Source organism: Nocardiopsis sp. CC223A (genome assembly GCF_030766825.1).
Lineage (GTDB): Bacteria > Actinomycetota > Actinomycetes > Streptosporangiales > Streptosporangiaceae > Nocardiopsis.
Window position 1 is genome coordinate 1 of the sequence record NZ_JASFDV010000104.1, and the last position, 21163, is coordinate 21163.

Consider the following 21163-nt stretch of genomic DNA (forward strand, 5'->3'; position numbering starts at 1 on the left):
CGGGCGCGGGGTGCCGCCCGCCCGCGGCGCCCTGGCGGCGGCCGGGGCCGGGCTGCTCGTGCCGGCTCTGGCCGCACTGGCCCTGGCACCGGGGTCGGAACCGGGGCCTTCGGTGTCGGTGGCGCCCGTGTCGGTGACCGCGCTCGCGGACGAGGACGCCTGGCGCGACAGCTTCCGGCTGGACCTGACCGCGTGGCCCTCCCGGGGCGACGCGGTCGGCGACGGGGAGCTGGTCGACGCCGCGCTGGCCGCCTGGGCGGACCATGGCGGGCGGCCGCCGCGTGACCCGCGCCTGGTGTTCGCCGGGCGCGTGGACGGCCGCGACGTGGTGCTGCTGCACGACACCCCCTGGACGGCCCGGTACACCCGGGACGGGGACGCCGCGGAGGTGGCGGTTTTCAGTGAGCCCGCGAACGGCGTGGCGAACTGGCCCGCGGTGCGCCTGTCCGAGACCGCCGAAGGGGTGCGCTACCTGCTGCCGCCGTGGGTCACCGAAGCGGCGTCGGCGTCCCCGGGCGCCGCGGAGGAGGGCTGGACGGAGGTGCCGCAGGACGCGCACGGGGTGACCGCCCCCCTGCCCGCCGAAGAGCACTGCGGTACCGGTCCGGTGCTGCGGCTGCGCGCCCCCGAGGTCGCGCACGGTCAGCCGTACACGGTGGTGGACCTGGGCGGTCCGGCCACCGCCCACCTGGGGTACATGCCGCCGCCGCCCGCGGAGATCCGCCGGCTGGGCCCGCACGAGGTGCTGGGCCCCGGGCACGGGTTCGAGCTGTGGGGCGAGGTCGCCTGCGCCGGCGGCCCGCCGGACGGGCCGGTGATCACGGCGACGGTCTGGGAGTTCGCCGTGCAGGACCTTCCCGGTGGCGGCTCCGGCCGGTGGGTGTGCCTGCGCTACGGCACCCACGACGGCGGCGGGCTGGCCCGCGCGGTGCTGGTGGCGACCACCGACGCGGGGACCGGGACCGTGGTCGCCGGGGAGCGCGCCGGGGGTTGGACGTGCAGCAACCTGGACCGTCAGGTGGTGGCGGGCACCTGGTGGCAGGCCCCCGACGGCCGGTGGCACTACCTGGCCGCCGCCTCCCGCGAGGCCGCCTCCGTACGGGTGTCGGGCGGTGTCGAGGCGGACGGTGAAGGCCCCGTGCTGGCGGTGGCCGGTCCCCGCCGCGGTGACCGGCCGCCCGCGCCCCCGGTGGAGGTGGGCGCGGTCGACGTGCACGGCGGCGCCATGACCCCGATCACCGACCGGCCGTGAGGACGTGCGGTGGCCTCTCCGGCCCTCGGCCGACACCGGCAGGGCGTCCCCGGGGGCATTCGCCGGCCTGTTCGGGGAAGCCGCCGCACACGACCGGGCGGGCGGCCGTGACCTCGCGGGAGCCCGGTCGGGAAGCCCCGCCACGGTCTCGTCCGTCTGCCCGGCCGGCGCGCGCCATCAGGAGCTGCTGAACGGCACCGGCTCCGCCGTACAGCATCAGCAGTCCGGCGGCCAGCCACCCGCCGCCCGCCAAGAACCAGCGGGGGGACCACCGCCCCCAGCGTTGGAGGAGGCCGAGCGCCGCCGCGGCGGCGGCGAACTTGACCACGACGGAGACCCACACGGCCGCCACGGCGGCCGGGGCGCCGCTGCGCGCGGGTTCGGTGACGGCCTCGCCGACGGTCTCCGGGAGCCACTCACCGCCCACCGCCCGGTACAGGCTGATCAGGGCGAACGCGAACGCCCAGGCGAAGGTGGCGTACGCGGGCCGGCGGGGGTCACCACAGGGGCGAGAAGGGACGTGGGGGCCGCGGGTCCGGTCGTGCTCATGGTCGTTCGGCTCTCCGGGGCTCGGGGGGCGGACGGGGTCGGCCGCAGCCGCCCACGATGCCATGGTCGTAGGTACCCGGATCCACGGTGACCGCAGTGGCGGCCTCCCCGGAAGCAGGGGACGCCGAAGATGTCGTATCCGGTGGCCGGGGCGTCGATGCCCTGCTCCCGGAGCATGGTGTCCTCGTGCGTGGTCGACGCGGCCGCAAGGCCGGTTCCGCCTGTGCCACGGCCCGCGCGGCGACCTCCCCGTCGCAGCCGTCATCGCCGCAAAGCCCGACCACTGGCCGCTTCCGGACAAGGGCGAGAATTCGGACAGGGCGTGTACGCCGGGTGCGCGGGTGGTATCACTGGGGTTGTCGGCCCGTCCGGACGGGAACCGCGTCGCCGTGCGCCCGCCCGCTACGGCCCCGGGCCGTAGTGAGGGTTGAACGATGTCGATCTGGTCTCGCGGAGACCGAAGGGGACGAGTCGAGGAGGCTCTCCTCATGCTGAAGGGGCAGGGGATCATCGACGGCTTGGAGATCCTCTCCAGCGGGGAGGACAAGCCCTACCGGGTGCTGCTGCCCGCCGGGCTGGTCCACATGGACGAGGACGAGGCGTCGATGTTCGCCCTGGGCGCCGTCGTGGGCGCGTTCGGCGACATCGCCCGGCGCCGGGGCTGACCCCGGGCCGAGCGCGCGGCGGGACTTTCAGTCCCGGGACCGGCGGGCGCGGTGGTCGGTGAGGAGCCCGCGGTACCAGTGGTAGCTGTCCTTGGGGTGGCGGGTCAGCTTCTCGTAGTCCACCCGCACCAGCCCGAAACGGCGGTCGTAGCCGTAGGCCCACTCGAAGTTGTCGAGCAGGGACCACACGAAGTAGCCGCGCACGTCCACGCCCGCCTCGACGGCCGCGGCCAGGGCGGTGAGGTGGTCGTTCAGGTAGGCGATGCGGTCGGTGTCGCGGACCCGCCCGGAGGCGTCGGGGAGGTCGTCCTCGGCGGAGCCGTTCTCGGTGATGAGGATCGGCGGCAGGCCGGGGTAGCGCCGGTCCAGGTCGACGAGCATCTCGGTGAAGGTCTCCGGCACCACGGGCCAGCCCATGGTGGTGTGCCGGACGCCCTCGTAGGGGACCTGTTCGGTGCCGATGTCGACGGCGGTGCGGGCGGCCGGGTCGGGCTCGGCGTGCGGGGCGTCGCGGAGCTTGATGGGCCGGTAGTAGTTGACCCCGAGGAAGTCCAGAGACCGCCCGATGACGGCGAGGTCGCCGTCGCGGCGCAGGGAGTCGTCGACGAGGCCGCCCCACACCTCCCTCTCGTTGTCGGGGTAGGCCCCGGCGAAGAGGGGGTCGAGCCAGACGCGGTTGTGCAGGGTGCGGGCGCGTTCGACGGCGGCCCGGTCGGCCGCGGAGTCGGTGGCGGAGACGAGGTGGTCGGGGTTGAGGGTGATGCCGACCTCCCCGGCGCCGGCGGCGCGCAGTTCGCCGACGGCCAGGCCGTGGGCCAGCAGCAGGTGGTGGGCGGCGGCCAGGGCGGGGGTGCCCTCGCGGGTGCCGGGGGCGTGGCGGCCGACGGCGTGGCCGACGAAGGCGGTGCAGAAGGGTTCGTTGAGGGTGATCCACCGGTCGACCCGGTCTCCCAGGCGGTCGGCGACGATACGGGCGTACTCGGCGAACCGGTGGGCGGTGTCGCGGACCCGCCAGCCGCCGGTGTCCTCCAGCGCCTGGGGCAGGTCCCAGTGGTAGAGGGTGAGGGCGGGTTCGACCCCGGCGGCCAGGACGGTGTCGACGAGCCGGTCGTAGAAGTCCAGCCCCTCGTCGTTGGGGCGGCCCGCACCGGTGGGCTGGACGCGCGGCCAGGAGACGGAGAACCGGTACAGGTCCACGCCCAGGGCGGCCAGGAGGGCGACGTCCTCCTCGTAGCGGTGGTAGTGGTCGCAGGCGACGTCGCCGGTCTCACCGCGGGCGACCCGGCCGGGGGTGCGGCAGTAGGTGTCCCAGATGGAGGGTCCGCGGCCGCCCTCGTGCGCCCCGCCCTCGATCTGGTAGGCGGCGGTGGCGGTGCCGAAGAGCAGGTGCGGGGGCAGTACCGGATACGGGTCGGGGTGGTCCATCGATGGCCTTCCAGGTATGAGAGCGCTCCCATGCTAGGCCGGGTGATTAGTATTACCAATCCCCTTTTCGTGCCCGCCCCATCACGTTGGGCAACGGACCCCGCGGTCCCGGTCCGTCCGGGTCACCGAACGCCCACATTCTCCCCGAATGCGGAAACCCACGGGTCGCAGCGCACATCCCACCCATGCCGCACACCCGCCCGGACCGCGTGGAGAGAGAAACAACGGGAATGGACTGGATCGACTACTCGCAGAACCGACGCATCAAGGAGCTACAGGAGGACGTCAGTTCGGCCCACTCGATGCTGAGCTCCGAACGCAGACGGATGCGCTCGGAGCTGTCGAGTCTGCGCGGCAGCCTCGAACAGCGGCTGAACCGGGTCTCGGCCACCCTGGACGCCTTCATCGAGCTCAGCGACATCCGCGCCACCCTGGCCGTGTTCTCCCCGCACGCCCTGGCCCGGCACCGCGCCCTGGCCATGCTCGACGGGACGGTCCCCGCCGACCTGGAGCTGGAGGACGTCCCCGACTACTGGCTCCCGCCCGCCGTCCACGGCCTGCACGCCCTGCTCACCGGCTCCCCCGCCGGGGCGCTCCCGCACTTCGACGAGGCGGCCCGCCGCGACCCGGAGCGGGCCGCCGCCTTCTCGGTCCTGGCCACCGCCCTCTCCAGCGCCGAGTACGCCCGCACCCTGGGCGGCCCCGGCGACCTGCTCCCCCACCTGCCCGCCCCCGACGAGCAGATCACCCGGGGGCGGCGCGCCCTGTGGATGCTCACCGCCGACGGGTCCCTGGGCGAGGAGGCCCGCGAACACCTGCTGCACTCCACCCTGCGGCACTGGTCCCGGCTGGAGGTCGAACTCCCCGCGCTCGGCCCGCCCGCCCCCGCCGCCTCCGGTCGGTCCTCCCGCCCCGGGCGCGGCCGCAGCGGCGGCACCGCCCAGGACGAGCAGCTGAACATCCGCGCCACGGCCGTGGAGAAGCTCACCGCCCTGCACGGGGACGTCACCCGCATCACCGGGTCGGGAGGCGAGGACACCCACGTGGCGGGGGTCGCCCCCGACGAGGGCAGCGCCTCCTTCCTCTCCGAGGCACTGGTCGCCCTGGTGGGCGAGGGCACCCCCGAGGAGGCCCCGCTGATCGCCCGCGCCAACGAGCTGCGCGCCGTCATCGAGAACGGGGGCGGCGAACGCAGGCCCGGCTGGGACGACGGGGTCGGCACCGTCGCCGCCCTGCTGGAAGAGGACCTGCGCGCGTCCGGCACCACCCCGCACCGCAGCACCTTCGCGCTGGTCCTACAGCGCCCGGCCGTGCTGAAGACCATCGAGAACCTGATGGAACAGGTCTCGGCCCCGCTGCCGGAGTCCACGACCGCCACCGTCCAGGGGGTCCGGGTCGAGGTCACCGAGCACGGCCTCACCTCCTCGCAGCTGGAGCGGGCCGAACGCCAACTGGCGACCCGCTACCCGGCCGAGGACAGGGGCCGCGTCTACCTGTGGGGGTTCGGGGTCCTGGCCGCGCTCCTGGTCGTCCTGGGCCTGGTGTCCCAGGTCGGCTTCGTCTGGCTCCTGGCCGCGGGCTGCGCGCTGGGCGCCGTCGGCGCCTTCGTCCACGACCAGCGGGAGGCCCGATCCACCGCGGACATGCGCGAGGCGCAGCTGCACCGGCTGCGGCGGGACGCCGACCAGGCCGGGCAGCGGTGGCGGGAGCGGCTGGCCGCCGCCAGGGCGCACGAGACCACCGCGCGGTCGCTGGCCGACGAGATCGCCGTGCGGCTCGACCCGCGGTAGACGGCACTGGGATCCTGGGGCCGGGAGAACCGTGGAAGGCGGACGGACATGGGCCTGTTCACAAAGAAGCCACGACTGCGCAGCGACCCCCGGGGCGTGTTCCAGGGGCCGCTGGCGCACGCCTTCGCCAACGGGGCGCACCTGCCCGTGGCCAACGGCGGGGTGTGGAACGCGGTCCACTCCGCGTGCTCGTGCTGCGACGCGCGCGACGACCGCGAGAAGCTGCGCTCGGCCTGGGGCATCACCGACCGTGCCGGGTGGGAGCTGGCCCTGACGGCCCTGACCGCGGCGGACCGCGGTCCCACGGCGCTGTCCCTGGTGCTGGAACTGCGCGCCCGGGCCGTCGACTCCCGCCCCGGGGTCCCCTTCGACGCCGGGAGCTGGCCGGACCTCGTCTCGTACTGGTGCCGGGAGCGGGGCGCCCCCCGGGAGACCTACGACGAGATGGTGGCCGAGGCGGCCCGGGTGTGGGAGTACGAGGAGCGGATGACCGCCGACGGGGTGCTGCCCCGGGGCGCGGTGGTGCGCACGGTGCGCGCCTACGACTTCGGCCGGGCCGTGAACCTGGCCCGGTGGGGCGTCAACGCCGGGTACGCCACCGAGGACGCGGCCCTGCCCCACATCGTCCGGGCCGGGGCCATGTCGATGCGCCACCACGGGTCGTGGGCGGAGATGTCGGCCGGGTTCACCCTGGGGCGGGCCATGGGGTTCGACGACGGGGGGTTCGGGGTGTACTACACCGACTCGGTGAGGGCGCACCAGGTGCTGTCCACCGACCCGGAGAGCCCGTGGCGCAACCTGCCCTGGCGGATGTGAGCGGATGCGGGGCGGGGCCGCGGTGCGGGCTCACAGCCAGCCGTTGCGACGGAAGAGCAGGTACAGGCCGAGGCTGGACAGCCCCATGAGGGCCAGGGTGAGCGGCCAGCTGAACGTCCAGCCGAACCCCGGCGAGGGCGGGATGTTCATGCCGTAGATCGAGGCGATGAGGGTGGGCACCACCAGGATGCCGCCCCAGGAGGACACCTTCTTCATCGCCTCGTTCTGGGCCTGGCCGACGAGCGTGCCGTTGACCGACATGATGTTCTGTAGCAGCTGTCCGAGCGCGTCGACGCGTTCGCGCACCGCCGCCTCGTGGTCGGCGATGTCGCGCAGGTGGCCGTACAGGTGCTCCAGGTCCCCGCGGTCCCCGTGCGGGCGGGGCCCGCCGGGGCGGCGGTCGGCGGGTTCGCGCAGGCGGGCCATGAGCTCCTCCAGGACCTCCCCGAGCGGGTCCACCGCGCGTTGCAGGAGGATGACCTCGCGGGCCAGCCGGTAGGTGCGCCGGGAAGCGCCGCTCGCCCCGGCGAACACCTCGTTCTCCAGCTCGTCGACGTCCTCCTGTAGGGCCGCGACGGCCGGGGCGTAGGCGTCCACCACGTGGTCCAGGACGGCGTACAGCACCGCCAGGGGCCCGCGGGCGAGCAGACGGGGCTCCTTCTCCAGGCGCAGGCGCAGGGCGGAGAGGTCCAGCCGGTCGGTGTGGGTGATGGTGATGACGAAGTCCTCGCCGACGAACACGTGGACCTCGCCGACGCGCACCGCCTCCGCCTTCTCGTCGTATCCGGCCGGTCTCAGCACCGAGAAGAGGACGTCGCGGTACAGCTCGGCCTTGGGGCGCTGGTGGGCGACGACGGCGTCCTCCAGGGCCAGCGGGGGCAGTCGGAAGACGCGGGCCAGATCCGTGAGCTGGTCCCGGGAGGGTTCGGCCAGGGCGATCCAGGCCATGCGGCCCTCGTGTCCGGCCAGTGCGTCCCGGGCCCGGGCGGGGGTGTCGGCGGATCCGTCGGGGCGGCCGTCCCGGTACAGGCGGATCCACATGGGACCGGGCGGGGCGGCCGCGGGCGGGGCGGCGCCCGCCCGACCCAGGGCCAGGGTGCGTTCGGGTGCCGGGAGCCCGCTGCCGAGGTGCGGCCGGGACGTGGGCTCGTGGGATCCGGGTTCGCCCGTGTTCACGCAGGGGTCCTCATTCGTGTGCGAGTGGTTCCGGACGGCCCTGTCGAAGGACTGCCGAACCGGTCGAAGACAGCTCGGTTCCGCGGCGGCCGCACGGGCACCGGGATGACCCCGGATGGGCCCCGGCCCGGCGATGCCTCACGAAAGACCGGTGGCGCCGCCGTGCACGATCATGGCCGCCCGCGGGCGGCACGGCATCCCGACACGCCCGCGGCGGCGCGGGGTCAGGGTTCGGGAACGGCGGGCAGGCCGGAGGCGCGCAGGGTGATGTTGAGGCGCCCCACCAGGCCCAGGGCGGGCGGGGCGGTGCCGGGCCGGGTGCGGGGCACCCCGTGGTAGGCCAGGCGGGAGGGTCCGCCGAACACGAACAGGTCGCCGCTGCGCAGCTCCACGTCGGTGTAGGGGCGGGTGCGGGTCTCGGTGTTGCCGAAGCGGAAGACGCAGGTGTCGCCCAGGCTGAGGGAGACCACCGGTTCCCGGGCCGCCTCGTCGCGGTCCTGGTGCATGCCCATGCGGGCGTCGGCGTCGTAGAAGTTGACCAGGGCGACGTCGTAGGGCGGGGACCCGGGCGCGGGCGGGGCGCCGTAGGCGGCCCCCACCGCGCGGGCCGCCAGTTCGCCCAGTTCGGCGGGGAAGGGCCGCACCGGGGTGCCGTCGGGCAGGGTGCGCTCGTAGGTGTAGGGGCGCCAGTGCCAGCCGAGCGAGACCATCCCGACCGACATGCGGCCGCCGCGCGGCAGGGTGTGGTGACGCATCCCGGCGGGCCCCGCCGCCCACTCCCGGCAGCGTCGGACCAGGGCGGCCTGCCGCTCCGGTGGCAGCCACCCCGGCAGGTGGACGGCCCCCGGGGCGATCTCCGCCGGGGGTCCGGTGAACAGCGCATCGCTCATGTACCCGATCGTGCCCGCCGGGAACGACGAACGCGCCCCCGCCGCGGAGGCGGGGGCGCGTTCGGGGCGATCGGGTCAGCGGCGCATCAGGTCGCGGATGTTGACCACGAGCAGCAGCACCACGATGAGCACCACCGGCACCGTGATGGAGATGCGCCAGTTGACGACGAACGCCACGATGACGCCCACGACCAGGCCGACCACCAGCGCCAGGACCGCCAGGCCGGTGAGGTACTGGAGGAACTTGCGGCGGGCGATCGAGTCGATCGCGGCGAAGGCGACGACCACGCCGATCATCGCGTAGAAGGTGAACTGCCCCTCCAGCAGGAACAGCGGCAGCGCGAGCGCGATCAGCAGCAGCGGGGTGCTCAGGGCCACCCACAGGTGCAGGAAGCGGGTGGTGCGCTGCTTGCCCGAGGAGTAGGGCAGGTGCGGGGCCTTGAGGTGCTCGGTCGGCCGGGGCACCAGGGGCGTCTCGGAGGCCAGGGCGCGCAGGTGGCCGTCGCGCTCGTCGGTGGTGAGGACGCGCTTCTCGTAGACGGCCGCCAGCTCCTTCTCCAGGGTGGCGATCTCCTCGGCGTAGGCGCGGGCACGGGGCCGGGAGCTGGCCTCGCGGGCCAGGACCATGCGGGCGGAGTCGAGCCGGCGCAGGCGGTCGCGGCGCTTGACGATGTCGGCGTCGAACTCGCGGATGCGCTCCTCCAGGGTGAGGACGTGCGAGCGCAGCTCGGCACGGGCGGCGGCCTCGGTGGGGGCGACCTTCTGTAGGCCCACCCAGGCCAGGGGGTCGGCCCAGGAGCGGCGGATGGTGCCGTCGCGTTCGTAGCGGGGACCGCTGGGGGCGCGCTCACCGTCGAAGAAGTCACGGGTGTCGCGGCCCCACAGGCCGCGGAAGCCCTTGACCCAGGGGGTGTCGTCGTCGATGACGACGGCGTTCCAGAGCCGGTCGCCGCCCGGGCCCAGGCGTTCGCCGTCGCCGCGGGCGTAGTCGACGAAGGGGACGCCGATGCCGTGGCGGTTGATGGCGCTGTCGGCGCGGAAGATGCGGTGGGTGATCCACTTCCAGGCGTTGAGCAGGCCGCGCAGGACGGAGGGGTCGACCTGGATGAGGTAGTCGCCCGGGAGCATCTGGTGCGAGTGCGAGCCCGCGCCGACGTAGATGACGGGGTGGTCGCCGTCGCGGTGCAGGTCGTGGTCGTTCCAGCTGCGGCGCAGGTCGTCGCCGTGGTACTCGTGCGAGGAGGCGCCGACCCAGACCGGGCGGGTGGTGCCGTCGGGGTTCTCCACGGCGTAGACGGTGACGCGTTCCCAGTCGGCCTCGTGGTCGTTGACGCCGCCGTAGATGGTCCGCCAGTCGTTCATCGCGTAGAAGAACCAGTACTGGAGGATGATGTAGCCGCCCTCGCGGGTGACCCGGCCGTAGTAGGTGGCGTTGCCGTCGTCGACCCGCTCCCGGTAGCGGGTCACCGCCGCGAAGGTGACGCCGCCCGGGACCGCGCCCCGGATCAGCAGGGAGAGCTTCATCAGGATGTCGAGGATGCGGCCCAGGACGCCGACGGCGGCCAGGCGGCCGCTCTTGGGGATGACCGTGCGCGAGCTGCCCCGGAAGCGGCGGGCCTCCTCGCGCAGGGTTCCCTCCTGGACGAAGCGCAGGTGCTTGTGGCGTCCGGGCCACTCCTCCTCGGCGGTCGCCAGGCGGTCGAGGTCGAGCTCTCCGACGGGGACGATGACGCGCTCGCCGCCGCCGGGCTCCTCGATCCACAGGCTGCAGTTGCGTACGTAGGCGTCCACGTCGGTGGGGAAGAAGAGTTCACCCTTGGTGCACATGAGCACGGGTTCGTGGGCGCGCAGGAGTTCGAGATCAGTTTTCGCGGGCATGGTCGCGCCAGATTAGTGCATGTGGCAGGGCCGTAAGTCCCCACCAAAGCACCTGGTCAGGGTCGGTACGGCCGCTCGGCATAACGGTTGCCGCTGCTCAGAACCCCTGTGGAGATGTGATTCCCCCCTGCTCGCACGTGGAACCGGTCCACCGCCGCCTCCGGATGTGTCGTGGATCACCGACGGAAGCGATCGGGTGAGCACGGCGAAACCCCCCGGCCGTACGATCGCCAGGGGGCTTCGTCCGGGGACGCCCCTGCCGGCGTCCGCCCCGGAGCAACGCGGACCGGGCATCGAGGGGAACGACGGCGAACCCCCTCGGGTTTCACCGGGTCCCGCACCTCGACCCGTCCCGCATCGGACGGCCGGGCTCCGGCACACTCACCGCCGTTCACCGAGGCGACGTCCTCCATGCTTCGCCGAGCATCTTCGGCGGCTTCCTTCAAGACACGGACGGACTCTCCCAGGGGACGCGCGTACCCGAGTGCGGCCCGCGCGAGATCACGGAACCGTGTCTGATCCGAGGATTCACCGAACGCCACCGTACCTTTCACGTGATCGCCGGTCGCCACCTCCTCACCGTCCCGCAAGCGGTACACCTGGAACGGGGAAGCGGCGCTGAGTCCCGCCCCCTCGGACGGCCCCCACGGGGGTCACCGCCACGGAGGGGGACATCTCCACGCGCCGCAGGCACCGGGGAGTCCCCCGGGACAGGTCCCGAGGGTGGGTGGAGCGCACCCACCCTCGGTCCGCCCGCACGGCCGGAGGCCGCCCTAGCCTGGGACCATGGGCACCGACGAAACGACCGGCACAGAACCCCGGGCCACCCTGGAAGGGTTCCTCCGGGCACGACGGGACCGGGTCCGACCGAACGACGTCGGGCTGCCGCACTCCGGGCGCCGCCGGGTGCCGGGGCTGCGCCGGGAGGAGGTCGCGATCCTGGCCGGGGTCAGCACCGACTACTACATGCGGCTCGAACAGGGGCGGGAGCGCCACCCCTCGCCGCAAGTGCTGGACGCGCTGGCCCGGGCCCTGCTGCTGGACGGAGAGGCCGCCGACCACCTGCACCGGCTGGCGCTCGCCGGCGCGCGTCGCGGCCGCGACGCGCGCCGCCCGGAGCGGGTGAGTCCGTACCTGCTCCGGCTCCTCGACCGCTGGGACGGCACTCCGGCCTTCGTCCTGGGCGGAACCCTGGAGGTGCTGGCCCGCAACCGCCTCGCCGAGGCCCTGCACGCGGACTTCACGATCGCGGACAACCTGGCGCGCATGACCTTCCTGGACCCGGCGGCCCGTGGATTCCACCGCGACTGGGGCCGGTCCGCCGCGGCGGTCGTGGCGGAACTGCACAAGGCCGCGGGGACGCGCCGGGACGACCCTCGGCTCAGCGCGCTCGTCGGCGAGATCTCCTCCGAGAGCACGGATTTCCGGGTGCTGTGGTCGCGCCACGACGTCCGGGGCAAGAGCGGGGGCGCCAAACGGCTCCACCACAGCGCGGTCGGACCGCTGGAACTGCACTACGAGAGCTTCGCCGTCAACAACGCGGACGGCCCCGGCCAGCAGCTGGTCGTCTACCAGGCCGAACCGGGAAGCCCGTCCGAGGAGGCGCTCACCCTGCTCGGCTCCCTGCACACCCTCTACCCGGCAGACGGCCCGGAACCAGGCGCGGGAACGCGCACCAAGCACTCCTGAACCCCACCCGAGGAGACGCTCACCCTGCCCGGCTCCCTGCACACCCTCTACCCGGCAGACGGCCCGGAACCGGGCGCGGAAACGCGCACCAAGCACTCCCGAGCCCCACCCGGCCAGGGGCCTTGTGGGAGGGTCCCCGCACGGTTCCCCGGAGTGGCGCACCAGGGTGTACGGCGGCCTGGAACCGCGCCCTCGGCGGGACGAGACTCGACGGCGTCATCGACCGCACGAACCGAGGGGCCTCCCATGAGTTCCGCACCCACCACCCGGCCCGCCGACGCGGCGCTGGAGGAGATCCGGCGCCGGTCCGGTGACCCGCACCGGCGCATCCTGTTCACCGGGGCGACCGTCGTCACCATGGACCCGGGCCTCGGCGTCCTGGACGGCGCCGACGTGCTCGTCGAGGGGAACACCATCGCCTCCGTCGGGACCGCCCCCGAGGCCGCCGACGCGGTTCCCGTCGACGCCTCGGGGTGCGTGATCGCGCCGGGGTTCGTCGACACCCACCGGCACGCCTGGCAGTCCCAGCTGCGCCGGATCATGCCCGACGTCGACGACCTGGCCGGCTACGTCGGCGCCACCCTGGCGGGCTACGCGCCCGCCTACGACGCCGAGGACATGTACATCGGGACCCGGCTGGCCGCACTGTCGGCGATCGACGCGGGCATCACCTGCATGCTCGACTTCTCCCACAATTCCCGGTCCCGGGCGCACTCCGACGCCGCGGTGCGCGCCTTGGTCGACACCGGCATCCGGGGCGTCCACGCCTCCATGGGACCGCACTTCGGGTCGTGGGACCGGCAGTGGCCGGACGACCTGGCCCGGCTCCGCGAGGAGTACACCGACGACACCTCCCGCATGCTGACCCTGCGCGTGGCGGCGCTGGCCACCGACGAGGTCGCCGGCCCCTCCCTGGAGTACGGCCCCGGCCTCGCGGGGATCGCCCGGGACCTCGGCATCGGCGTGAGCGTCGACGCGGTGTTCGGGGCCGGGTCCTCCCGCGCGGTCCTGGACTGGGCCGACCGCGACCTGTTGGGGCCGCACGTCACCCTGATCCACGCCACCGGGCTGACGCGGGAAGCGTGGCGGGCGATCGGTGCGACCGGCACCACCGTCTCCCTGGCCCCGACCTCGGACGCGCAGATCGGCCTGGAGACCGCGATCCCGGCCGTCGACGAGGCCCTGGCGGCGGGCGTGCGGCCGGGGCTGGGCATCGACGTGGAGGTGGCGCTGGCGGGTGACATGTTCACACAGATGCGCGCCCTGCACACCGTGCAGCGGATGCGCGCGGCCAACGCGGTGTACGGCACGGGCCGTGAAGCGGTCCGGATCGGCGTCCACGACGTGCTGGACTTCGCGACCCTCCAAGGGGCGCGCACCAACGGCCTGGGCGGCGTGACCGGGTCGATCACCCCCGGGAAACGGGCGGACCTGCTGGTGATCGGGGCCGAGGACCTCAACAACATGCCGCTGAACGATCCCGTGGGGACCGTGGTGCTGGGTTCCGACTCCCGCAACATCACCGCCGTACTGATCGACGGGGTGCCCCGCAAGTGGGCGGGCCGGGTGCTGGACGCGGACACGGACGGGCTGCGCGAGCGTGTGCGCGAGTCCCGGGACCGGATCCTGGCCCGTGCCGCCCGCTGAAACGCCCCGCCGCCGCAGGAGCGCGTCGGCACGGAGAAGCAGGGAAAGGAGGGCCGCCATGGCCGAGAAGGACACCGCACCGCACCCGTTCGTGGGCGTGTGGGTGACGGCCGACGGGCACATCCGGCAGGAGCTGCTGCCGAACGGGCGTTACGACGAGGCGCGCGGGAACCGCCGCAGTGCCTACACCGGGAGTTACACGGTGACGGGGGACCACATCGACTACGTCGACGACACGGGGTTCACCGCCACGGGGGACGTGCGCGACGGAGTGCTGTACCACGAGCACCTGGTGCTCTACCGGGAGGACCCGACGGGCTGAGGCCGCCCCTGCGGTCCGGGTCGGGCCGGTTTCGGCGGGACGCGGGGGCGCCCGCCCCGCCGTGTGCGCGGGCCCGGACCCGAACGGTGCTCCCCGGCACTACGACCGGGGCACCACTCCCCCTGGAGCGGCCCGCGCACCTGTGTGCGCGGGCCGGCGGGAACGAGCGCCGGGTCAGGGGCACCGGCCCGCGACCCTTCGGCGCGCCGTCCGCCCTCGTGAAAGGTACGCGCCGAAGGGCCGGTTCAAGCGGCCCGGCCGGGAACCGCCGCGGTGGCCGGAGCGGGGTCCGGTGTCTCGCCGCCCCGGACCGGTTCGGCGGGTTCGAGGGCGGGGGCGGCGGCCTGCCCGGCCTCCCCGGTGGGCGCGGTGCGACCGCGTTCGCGCACGACCTCCGGGACGGCGGGCCGACCACCGCGTTCGCCCCGGGTGGCCCCGATGCCCGCCACGACCACCAGCGCCATGCCGACGATCTGCAGCGCGGCGGGCGCCTGGCCGATGACGACCAGGCCCATCACCAGCGCCACTCCGGGTTCCATGCTGGAGAAGGTGCTGTACGCCGTGCGGGTCATCCGCTGGAGGGCGATCATCTCCAGCAGGAACGGCACCATCGGGAACAGCAGCGCGATGAGCAAGGTGAACAGGATCAGCCCCGGGTCGGGCGCGGCGAACGCCCCCGGCGCGCCGAACGGCGCGGTCACCAGGGAGCCGACCGCCATGGTCAGGGCCAGTCCGTGGACGGCACCGAACCCGGCGCCCACCTTCTGGGTGAGGACGATGTAGAACACCACGCACACCGCGCCCGCCAGGGCGAAGCCCACGCCGAGCAGGTCGAGTTCGCCCTCCCAGGGCCGGGTCAGGCAGAGCACCCCGGCGACGGCGGCGGCGATCCAGACGAGTTCGCGGCGGCGGCGCATGGCGGCCACGGCGACGACCAGCGTGCCCAGGAACTCGATGGCGGTGGCGGTGCCGAGCTCGATCCGCGCCGTCGCCTCGGAGTAGAACATCATCATCCCCGCACTCGCTGTGCCGAGGATCACCACGGAGGCGCGCTGGCGCCACGTCGCCTCGCGTACGGCCCGCCACAGAGAGCGACCGCCCAGGGCCAGCAGAAGGAGCGCCGCCCACGTCAGCCGCAACCACGTGATGGTGGCCGGGCTCGCCTGGGCGAACGCGGTGACGGCCAGGGCGCTGCCGGTGTGCAGCGTGAACATGCCGATGAGCAGCATGACCGGCGCCGGTACCTGAAGGCGGGCACGGCGCAGCGAGGGAAGGAAGGAGCGGATCACCCGACCAATGTGAAGCATGTTGTCTGTTTCTGTCCACGAACCGTTGGTTGATGAACCATGTAGTTTCAGTGGATGGATTTCACCCGTTTGCGACTGCTCGTCGAGTTGGAGCGGTTGGGCACGATGGTCGCCGTCTCCGAGGTCACCGGCATGAGCACCTCCGCGGTCTCCAAACACCTCGCCGTCCTGGAACGGGAGGCGGGCGTCCCCCTGCTGGCGGCGGACGGGCGTCGGGTGCGGCTCACCCCGGCGGGGCGGCGGCTGGCCGAGCACGCCGTGGACATCCTGGCCCGGGTGGAGGCGGCCCGGGCGGAGTTCGACGGCGACGGCGAACCGGTGGGCCGGGTCGACCTGGTCATGTACACCAGCGCCGCACCCTTGGTGCTGCCCGCGCTGCGGCGGCTGCGGCACGACCACCCGGGCATCGACATCCACCTGACCGAGTACGAGTCGGAGCAGGCGCTCACCCTGTTGCAGAACGGGGGCGCGGATCTGGGCGTGGTGTACCAGTACAGTCTGCTCCCCCGGGATTTCCCGGGGACGCTGACGGTACAGCCGATCGGCACCGAGGGCCTCCTGCTGTCCCAGCCCTCGGCCGGGGCGGACAGCCGCACCCTCACCCGGCGGCGGCTGCGCGACCTGGCCGACGCCGCCTGGATCGCCAGCCCGTTCCGGGGCGACGAGGAGGCCCTGGTGCAGCGCATGTGCGCCGACGCCGGGTTCACGCCCCGGATCGCGCACCGCATCGACAACCTCGAACTGTTCGAGGAGCTGGTCGCCGCCGGGGTGGGCGTGGGGGTCGTCCCGCGGCTGTCGGCGGCCACCCGGCGCGGGGTCGCCCACGCCCCGCTCGGCGAGCTGGGCGGAGTGCGCCAGGTGTACCTGGCCGGGCGCACCGGCGGCTGGGCCTGGCGGCCGATCCGGGTGCTGGCGCGGTACCTGCACCAGGCCGCCGAGGACGTGCTCGACGACGTGCCGCCGCTGCCGGAGGCGCCCGACGCACCGGCCTGAGCCGGCGGCGCCGCGTCCCGGTCCGCGGTCAGCCCGCGACGGCGAAGGGTCCCACCGAGGGCACCGGCACCTTGCTGGCGGCCTCGCGCACCGCGGTGAGCAGCGGCTCGGGGGTGGACCCGGCCCGCGACAGCGCGATGATGTGGCGCCGGGCGGTGTCGCGCACCCCGCGCACGACGATCTGCGGCGTGTTGATGCCCGTCCAGGCCAGGCGCGGCATCAGCGCGATGCCCAGGCCCGCCTGGACCAGGGCGAACACGGCGCTGAAGTCGTCCACGGTGTGGACCACCCGCGGCTGGAACCCGGCCTGGCTGGTGGCGGCGGTGACGCACTCGTGCCAGGCGGTGCCGGGCGCGGACATGATCCAGTCCTCCGCGGCCAGGTCCTGGGACAGGTGGAGGCCGTTGCGGGTGGCCAGCGGGTGCTGGTAGGGCAGGATCGCGTCGAACAGCTCGACCATCACCGAATCGGTGCGGAAGTCGGGGTCCCCGGCGGCCGGCAGGTGGCCGGTGGACATGGTGAGCGCCACGTCCAGGCGCCCGGAGCGCACCATCTCGGCGCTCTGTTCGGGCTCGGCCTGGATGACTTCGAAGGACCACCCGGGGTGGCTGCCCCGCAGCCGCGCCAGGGCGGGGGCGATGAGGTCGCTGATCCCGGTGGAGAAGGAGCCCACGCGGATGACACCGCGGTCCCCTTCGGCGTAGGCGGCCAGGTCGGCCCCGGCGCGTTCCATCTCCGCGAAGATCGCGGGGGCGCGTTCGAGCAGGACCCGGGCGGCGCCGGTGAGCATGAAGCGGCGGCCCCGGCGTTCGACGAGGGGGACCCCGGGCTCCCTGGCCAGGGCGGCGAGCTGCTGAGAGACCGCCGACGGTGTGACACTGAGCGCCTCGGCCGTCGCCGCCACCGTGTGGTGGTGCGCCAGGGCGTGGAGGAGCTGCAACCGCCGAACGTCGATCATGGTTTCCAATGTAGGCGAGCGCGCGCAGGTTTCCGGGTGATTTCCGACAGTTCGCCCACCCAACGACGGTGATTCGTTGCACAACGTCCAGAACACCCCCACCCGGCCACACAGAGAAGAAAAAATAAACTTCTTCCCTTTCTGTGATGTCGTTCGGCTCTTTTCCCGTGTCATGAACGTTCCAGTAGATACCGGCACGTACAGTCAGGACCACAGCTCAACCAAGAGCGCGCACCCCGTGCGCGTCAGGGGATCAGCACCCAATGCTGGTGGAACGGGTGAGAAGAAAATGCAAACTTCGCTGATGACCAAACCTCGACCGACCGACATCGGTGTGCTCGGCTTCCGTTACCTGGGCGCTCACGAGGTAGAGGAACTCGCGGACCTGTGGGGCGCCCTCCACCAGCAGCACGCCCGGAGCGCCTCGCACCTGGCCGACATCATCAGCACCACGAGCATGGACGAGTCCTGGCGCCGGCGCCGCGCCCAGTACCTGGAGTGGCTGGCCGACCCCGAGACGCTGGCGATCCTCGCCGAGAACGGCGACGACCCGGCCGGGTACGCGATGGTGACGCTGCGCGCCGACCCGCAGGGCACCTGGGACCGCGGTGAACGCGTCGCGGTCGTGCAGACCTTCGCCATCGACCCGGAGTACGCGGGCACCCGCGTCGGTTCCAAGCTGCTGGAGGAGATCCGCCACCAGCTGGCCGCCATGGGCATCCGCGACATCGAGTTCTCCGCCCTGGCCACCGCCTCGGAGGACATCAGCTTCCTGGAGACGGAGGGCTTCCGCCCCTTCGTGACCACGATGGTCTGCCGCGTCGACGGTTTCGGCGCCCACGACTGACCGCGGCCCCCGTCCCGTGCGGACGCCCCCGTGCCTCCGGGTACGGGGGCGTCGCCATGTCCGGCCGGTGGACGGCACGTGACGTTATGGGAACAGAAATGGGTTGCCCGCGCGCACGGTTCTCTTACCGTCGCGCCACTGTCTCCCTCCGTCACCGGGCGTTTAGCGTTCTTCGCGTCGCCCGGGACCAACAGGGGACCGGAGCACCCGTGGAAGGAGTCCCCCGTGAAGAAGGCCGCCTACCGCATCGCCGCCAAGCTGCGCCTCATCGACGCCGAGCGTCTGACCCGCCCCTACATCTACTACTAGGTCTCTTCCGCACCACCGCCGTTACCGGCCCGTGCCGCCCCCGGCGGCACGGGCCCATCCCGGAAAGGAGCACGATGGCGGCCCCCTCCTCCGCCCCCTCCGTTCCCCCGGGCCCCCGGGGCGGGCGCTCCTCCTCCAACGCCGCCGACTACGCGGTGGACCCCCTGGGCTTCCTGACCGGGGCCGCCCGCGAGTTCGGCGACGTCGTCTCCCTCACCCCCGCCAACGTGCTGCTGGCCCACCCCGACGACATCGGCCGGGTGCTGCTGGACCGCGAGGGGCTGGTCGTCAAGGTCGGCGCGGCCACCCGGCGCGGCCCCATGGGGTTCCCGCTCGCCATGATGAACAGTGAGGGGGCCGACTGGGAGCGCAAACGGGCCAGGCTGCGCCCGGCCCTGCGCAGCGACCGGCTGGAGGGGCTGGAACACGCCGCCCGCGAAGGCGTCGCCCGCCTCGTGGACACCTGGCACGACGGCCTGGAGATCGACGTCCACGACGAGATGTCCCACCTGGCGATGCGCGTGGGCGCCGTGCACCTGGCCGGGCGCCCCCTGGGCGCACGCGGTGAGACCCTGATCCGGGCCGTGGCCGCCATCATGCGCCTGACCTCGGCCCCGCGCCTGCCGATGTGGCTGCCCACCAGGACCAACCGCGACCTGCGCCGGTCCCTGCACGACCTCGACAGCACCCTCGCCGCCCTGATCGCCGAGCACCCCGCCGGTGAGGACGACCACGCCCTGGGCCGGCTGTTGGCCGACGACCCGCCCTTCGCCGAGGTCCGCGACGAGCTGGCCACCCTGCTGATGTCGGGGTACGAGACCACCGCCAACGCGCTGACCTGGCTCTTCCATGCGCTGGGCGGCCGACCGCAGGCGGCGGGGCGGATGTCCGAACCGGGGTTCGCGGCGGCCGCCGCCAAGGAGGCGATGCGCCTGTACCCGCCGGCCTGGGTGATCAGCAGGGAGACCGTGCGACCCCTGGAAGCGGGCGGATACACGCTGCCCGCCGGCACCACCCTGGGGCTGAGCCAGTGGGTCGTGCACCGGGACGAGCGGTGGTTCCCCGACCCGGAGGCGTTCCGCCCCGAACGCTGGCTGGACGGCGGGCGGCCCGGGCACCGGCACGCCTACTTCCCGTTCGGTGCCGGTCCGCGCGGCTGCGCGGGCGCGTCCATGGCCCTGCGCGAGGTGGAGGTCATCGCGGCCGCGCTGTGCTCGCGGGTCCGACTGGAGCCGGTGCACCCCGAACGGGTGCGGCCCCGACCGGCGCTGGCACTGCAACCGGTCGGGGTGCGGGCCGTGGTCCGGTTCCCCCGCTGACGCCGGTCAGGGACGCTCGGCGCCGACCAGCAGGAAGGGCACCGCGACGAAGAGCCGGCCCGACTCCGCCCGGGACCGCTGCTCCCGCGTCCACGACCGGGCCCGCTCACCGTCGATCGCCCCGGAACGCGCCGCGGTCTCGGCGAACCCGACGAGCATGTCCACCACCTCCGCGTCGGTGAACACCACGACCCGGCCCTCGACCCCGATGTCGGTGAATCCGGCCGCCGCCAGCAACGCCCGCTGCCGGCGCGGAGCGCGGGGATCGGGCATGGTGTCGGCGTAGGCGGCGATGATCCGCCGGGTGGCGTCGGGGTCGTCGGAGTCGACCATGTAGGCGTCCCAGTCCTGACCGAGCAGGGCGAGGCGGCCGCCCGGGGCCAGTACCCGGTGGGCCTCGGCGAGGGCGCGGGCCGGGTCGTCGAGGGAGTGGTAGACCTTCTCGGCCCGGTAGCCGCGCACGGACCCGTCGGGCAGGGGCAGCCGGTAGGCGTCGCCGTGGCGGAAGTCCGCCCCGGGGTGGGCCGCCCGGGCGGCGTCGAGCATGGCGGGGTCCAGGTCCACGCCGACGGCCCGCACCCCCGCGGCGGCGAGTTCGGCGGTGGCCCGACCACCGCCGCAGCCGACGTCCACCACCGGGTCGCCGGGCCGGAGCCGCAGGGACTCGCGGGCCCGGTCACGCAGGGCGCGGGCCTCGGGCAGATGGGAGAAACGGTCCAGGCGCGCGAGGAGGTGCCGCGCAGCGGCGTCGTCACGGTGGGAGGTCGGCATGCGGGCATTGTCCGTCGGCCCGGGGCCCGGGACAAGGGCGGGGCGCGGTCCCGGAGGTTCCGGGCCGGGCGCGACACACCCCGGCACGGGCGGGGCCGGAAACGCTACGCTCGCCTGCGTGGCGACCTCCGACTCCAACACCTGCAATTTCCCCGGCTGTGACCGCCCGGTACCCCGGGCCTCCTCCCCCGGGCGGCCTCCCCAGTACTGTGACCTGCCCGAGCACACCCGGTGGCGGGCCTGGAAGGAGCGGCAGCGCCAGGCCCAGGAGTCCGAACGTCAGGAGGCCGAGGCGCGCGCGGCCCTGGAGCCGTCCGGCCCGGCCGCCCCGGGGTTCGCCTCGACCGAGCCGGTGACGGCGGCCCGGCTGCGCGCCGACGACCTGCTGACCCGGTTCGCGGTGCAGAGCGAGCAGCTCACCGAGACGCTGCGGTCGGCCACCGAGGCGTTCACGACGATGACCGATCCGGCCGCGGCCGAGGCCCAGGTGGAGGCGGCCCGGCTGGCGGGGGCCCGGCACGCCGCCGAGGCCGACGCGGCCCGGCTGGAGGCGGAGAACC

The 21163-nt window shown here is 73.8% G+C and carries 19 protein-coding genes and 1 pseudogene; 12 read left to right on the forward strand and 8 right to left on the reverse strand.

The features are described 5' to 3' along the window. The coding region (locus QJS33_RS27980) for a hypothetical protein (RefSeq protein WP_306371060.1) at positions 1–1252 on the forward strand (1252 nt) is incomplete at its 5' end. Here the strand turns inward: QJS33_RS27980 and QJS33_RS27985 are convergent. Further along, complete coding sequence (locus QJS33_RS27985) at positions 1236–1865, reverse strand: DUF3995 domain-containing protein (protein ID WP_306371061.1); 630 nt, start codon at positions 1863–1865, stop codon at positions 1236–1238. The two genes, QJS33_RS27980 and QJS33_RS27985, sit on opposite strands and share 17 nt — an antisense overlap. A 424-nt stretch (positions 1866–2289) precedes the next feature. Between QJS33_RS27985 and QJS33_RS27990 the strand changes: the two genes are divergently transcribed. Beyond that, on the forward strand, positions 2290–2466 hold the full coding sequence (locus QJS33_RS27990) for a hypothetical protein (protein ID WP_306371062.1): 177 nt from the start codon (positions 2290–2292) through the stop codon (positions 2464–2466). Positions 2467–2493: 27 nt separating this feature from the next. Here QJS33_RS27990 and QJS33_RS27995 read toward each other — a convergent pair whose 3' ends face one another. Beyond that, the gene (locus tag QJS33_RS27995; RefSeq protein ID WP_306371063.1) at positions 2494–3891 is read right to left on the reverse strand and encodes a GH1 family beta-glucosidase; all 1398 of its coding nucleotides are present in this window, start codon (positions 3889–3891) and stop codon (positions 2494–2496) included. A 230-nt stretch (positions 3892–4121) separates the two neighbouring features. Here QJS33_RS27995 and QJS33_RS28000 point away from each other — a divergent pair, with 230 nt between their 5' ends. Together QJS33_RS28000 and QJS33_RS28005 are read left to right on the forward strand one after the other, a co-directional pair. Beyond that, positions 4122–5681, forward strand: a complete 1560-nt coding sequence (locus QJS33_RS28000; RefSeq protein WP_306371064.1) for a hypothetical protein — start codon at positions 4122–4124, stop codon at positions 5679–5681. Positions 5682–5729: 48 nt separating this feature from the next. After that, positions 5730–6497 carry a DUF1266 domain-containing protein gene (locus QJS33_RS28005; RefSeq protein WP_306371065.1) on the forward strand — a complete coding sequence of 256 codons (768 nt, stop codon included), beginning with the start codon at positions 5730–5732 and terminating at the stop codon, positions 6495–6497. Between the two features lie 30 nt (positions 6498–6527). Here the strand turns inward: QJS33_RS28005 and QJS33_RS28010 are convergent, their stop codons facing one another. The 3 genes from QJS33_RS28010 to QJS33_RS28020 all read right to left on the reverse strand — a co-directional run bounded on the left by QJS33_RS28010 (position 6528) and on the right by QJS33_RS28020 (position 10441). Continuing rightward, positions 6528–7592 (reverse strand): magnesium and cobalt transport protein CorA, encoded by a 1065-nt coding sequence (locus tag QJS33_RS28010; protein WP_306371077.1) that lies wholly within the window; start codon positions 7590–7592, stop codon positions 6528–6530. Positions 7593–7897: 305 nt separating this feature from the next. Then, positions 7898–8563 carry an alpha-ketoglutarate-dependent dioxygenase AlkB gene (locus tag QJS33_RS28015; protein WP_306371066.1) on the reverse strand — a complete coding sequence of 222 codons (666 nt, stop codon included), beginning with the start codon at positions 8561–8563 and terminating at the stop codon, positions 7898–7900. Positions 8564–8638: 75 nt separating this feature from the next. Continuing rightward, complete coding sequence (locus QJS33_RS28020; protein ID WP_306371067.1) at positions 8639–10441, reverse strand: hypothetical protein; 1803 nt, start codon at positions 10439–10441, stop codon at positions 8639–8641. A gap of 786 nt (positions 10442–11227) precedes the next feature. On the opposite strand from QJS33_RS28020, the gene QJS33_RS28025 reads away from it, so the two are divergent. From QJS33_RS28025 to QJS33_RS28035, 3 genes are all read left to right on the forward strand, one after another. Further along, a complete protein-coding gene (locus tag QJS33_RS28025; protein WP_306371068.1) occupies positions 11228–12130 on the forward strand; it encodes a helix-turn-helix domain-containing protein in 903 nt (300 codons plus the stop codon). Between the two features lie 246 nt (positions 12131–12376). After that, positions 12377–13777, forward strand: coding sequence for an amidohydrolase family protein (locus QJS33_RS28030; protein ID WP_306371069.1), 1401 nt, complete (start codon positions 12377–12379; stop codon positions 13775–13777). 58 nt (positions 13778–13835) lie between these two features. After that, entirely contained in the window at positions 13836–14099 is a 264-nt protein-coding gene (locus QJS33_RS28035; protein WP_306371070.1) for an Atu4866 domain-containing protein, read from the forward strand. A 245-nt stretch (positions 14100–14344) separates the two neighbouring features. Here the strand turns inward: QJS33_RS28035 and QJS33_RS28040 are convergent, their stop codons facing one another. Further along, positions 14345–15388 carry a DMT family transporter gene (locus QJS33_RS28040; protein ID WP_306371078.1) on the reverse strand — a complete coding sequence of 348 codons (1044 nt, stop codon included), beginning with the start codon at positions 15386–15388 and terminating at the stop codon, positions 14345–14347. A gap of 72 nt (positions 15389–15460) precedes the next feature. On the opposite strand from QJS33_RS28040, the gene QJS33_RS28045 reads away from it, so the two are divergent. Then, positions 15461–16399: a LysR family transcriptional regulator gene (locus QJS33_RS28045; protein ID WP_306371071.1), complete on the forward strand. Its 939-nt coding sequence runs from the start codon at positions 15461–15463 to the stop codon at positions 16397–16399. Between the two features lie 28 nt (positions 16400–16427). On the opposite strand, the gene QJS33_RS28050 is transcribed toward QJS33_RS28045, so the two are convergent. Next, entirely contained in the window at positions 16428–17357 is a 930-nt protein-coding gene (locus QJS33_RS28050) for a LysR family transcriptional regulator (protein WP_306371072.1), read from the reverse strand. A gap of 304 nt (positions 17358–17661) precedes the next feature. On the opposite strand from QJS33_RS28050, the gene QJS33_RS28055 reads away from it, so the two are divergent. From QJS33_RS28055 to QJS33_RS28065, 3 genes are all read left to right on the forward strand, one after another. Further along, positions 17662–18204, forward strand: coding sequence for a GNAT family N-acetyltransferase (locus QJS33_RS28055; RefSeq protein ID WP_306371073.1), 543 nt, complete (start codon positions 17662–17664; stop codon positions 18202–18204). A 78-nt stretch (positions 18205–18282) separates the two neighbouring features. After that, positions 18283–18513, forward strand: coding sequence for a cittilin family RiPP precursor (locus tag QJS33_RS28060; RefSeq protein WP_306371074.1), 231 nt, complete (start codon positions 18283–18285; stop codon positions 18511–18513). A 74-nt stretch (positions 18514–18587) separates the two neighbouring features. Beyond that, complete coding sequence (locus QJS33_RS28065; RefSeq protein ID WP_306371075.1) at positions 18588–19832, forward strand: cytochrome P450; 1245 nt, start codon at positions 18588–18590, stop codon at positions 19830–19832. A gap of 6 nt (positions 19833–19838) precedes the next feature. On the opposite strand, the gene QJS33_RS28070 is transcribed toward QJS33_RS28065, so the two are convergent. Next, positions 19839–20603, reverse strand: coding sequence for a methyltransferase domain-containing protein (locus tag QJS33_RS28070; RefSeq protein ID WP_306371076.1), 765 nt, complete (start codon positions 20601–20603; stop codon positions 19839–19841). 118 nt (positions 20604–20721) lie between these two features. Between QJS33_RS28070 and QJS33_RS28075 the strand changes: the two are divergent. Then, positions 20722–21163: pseudogene (locus QJS33_RS28075) on the forward strand (hypothetical protein); the annotation flags it as partial.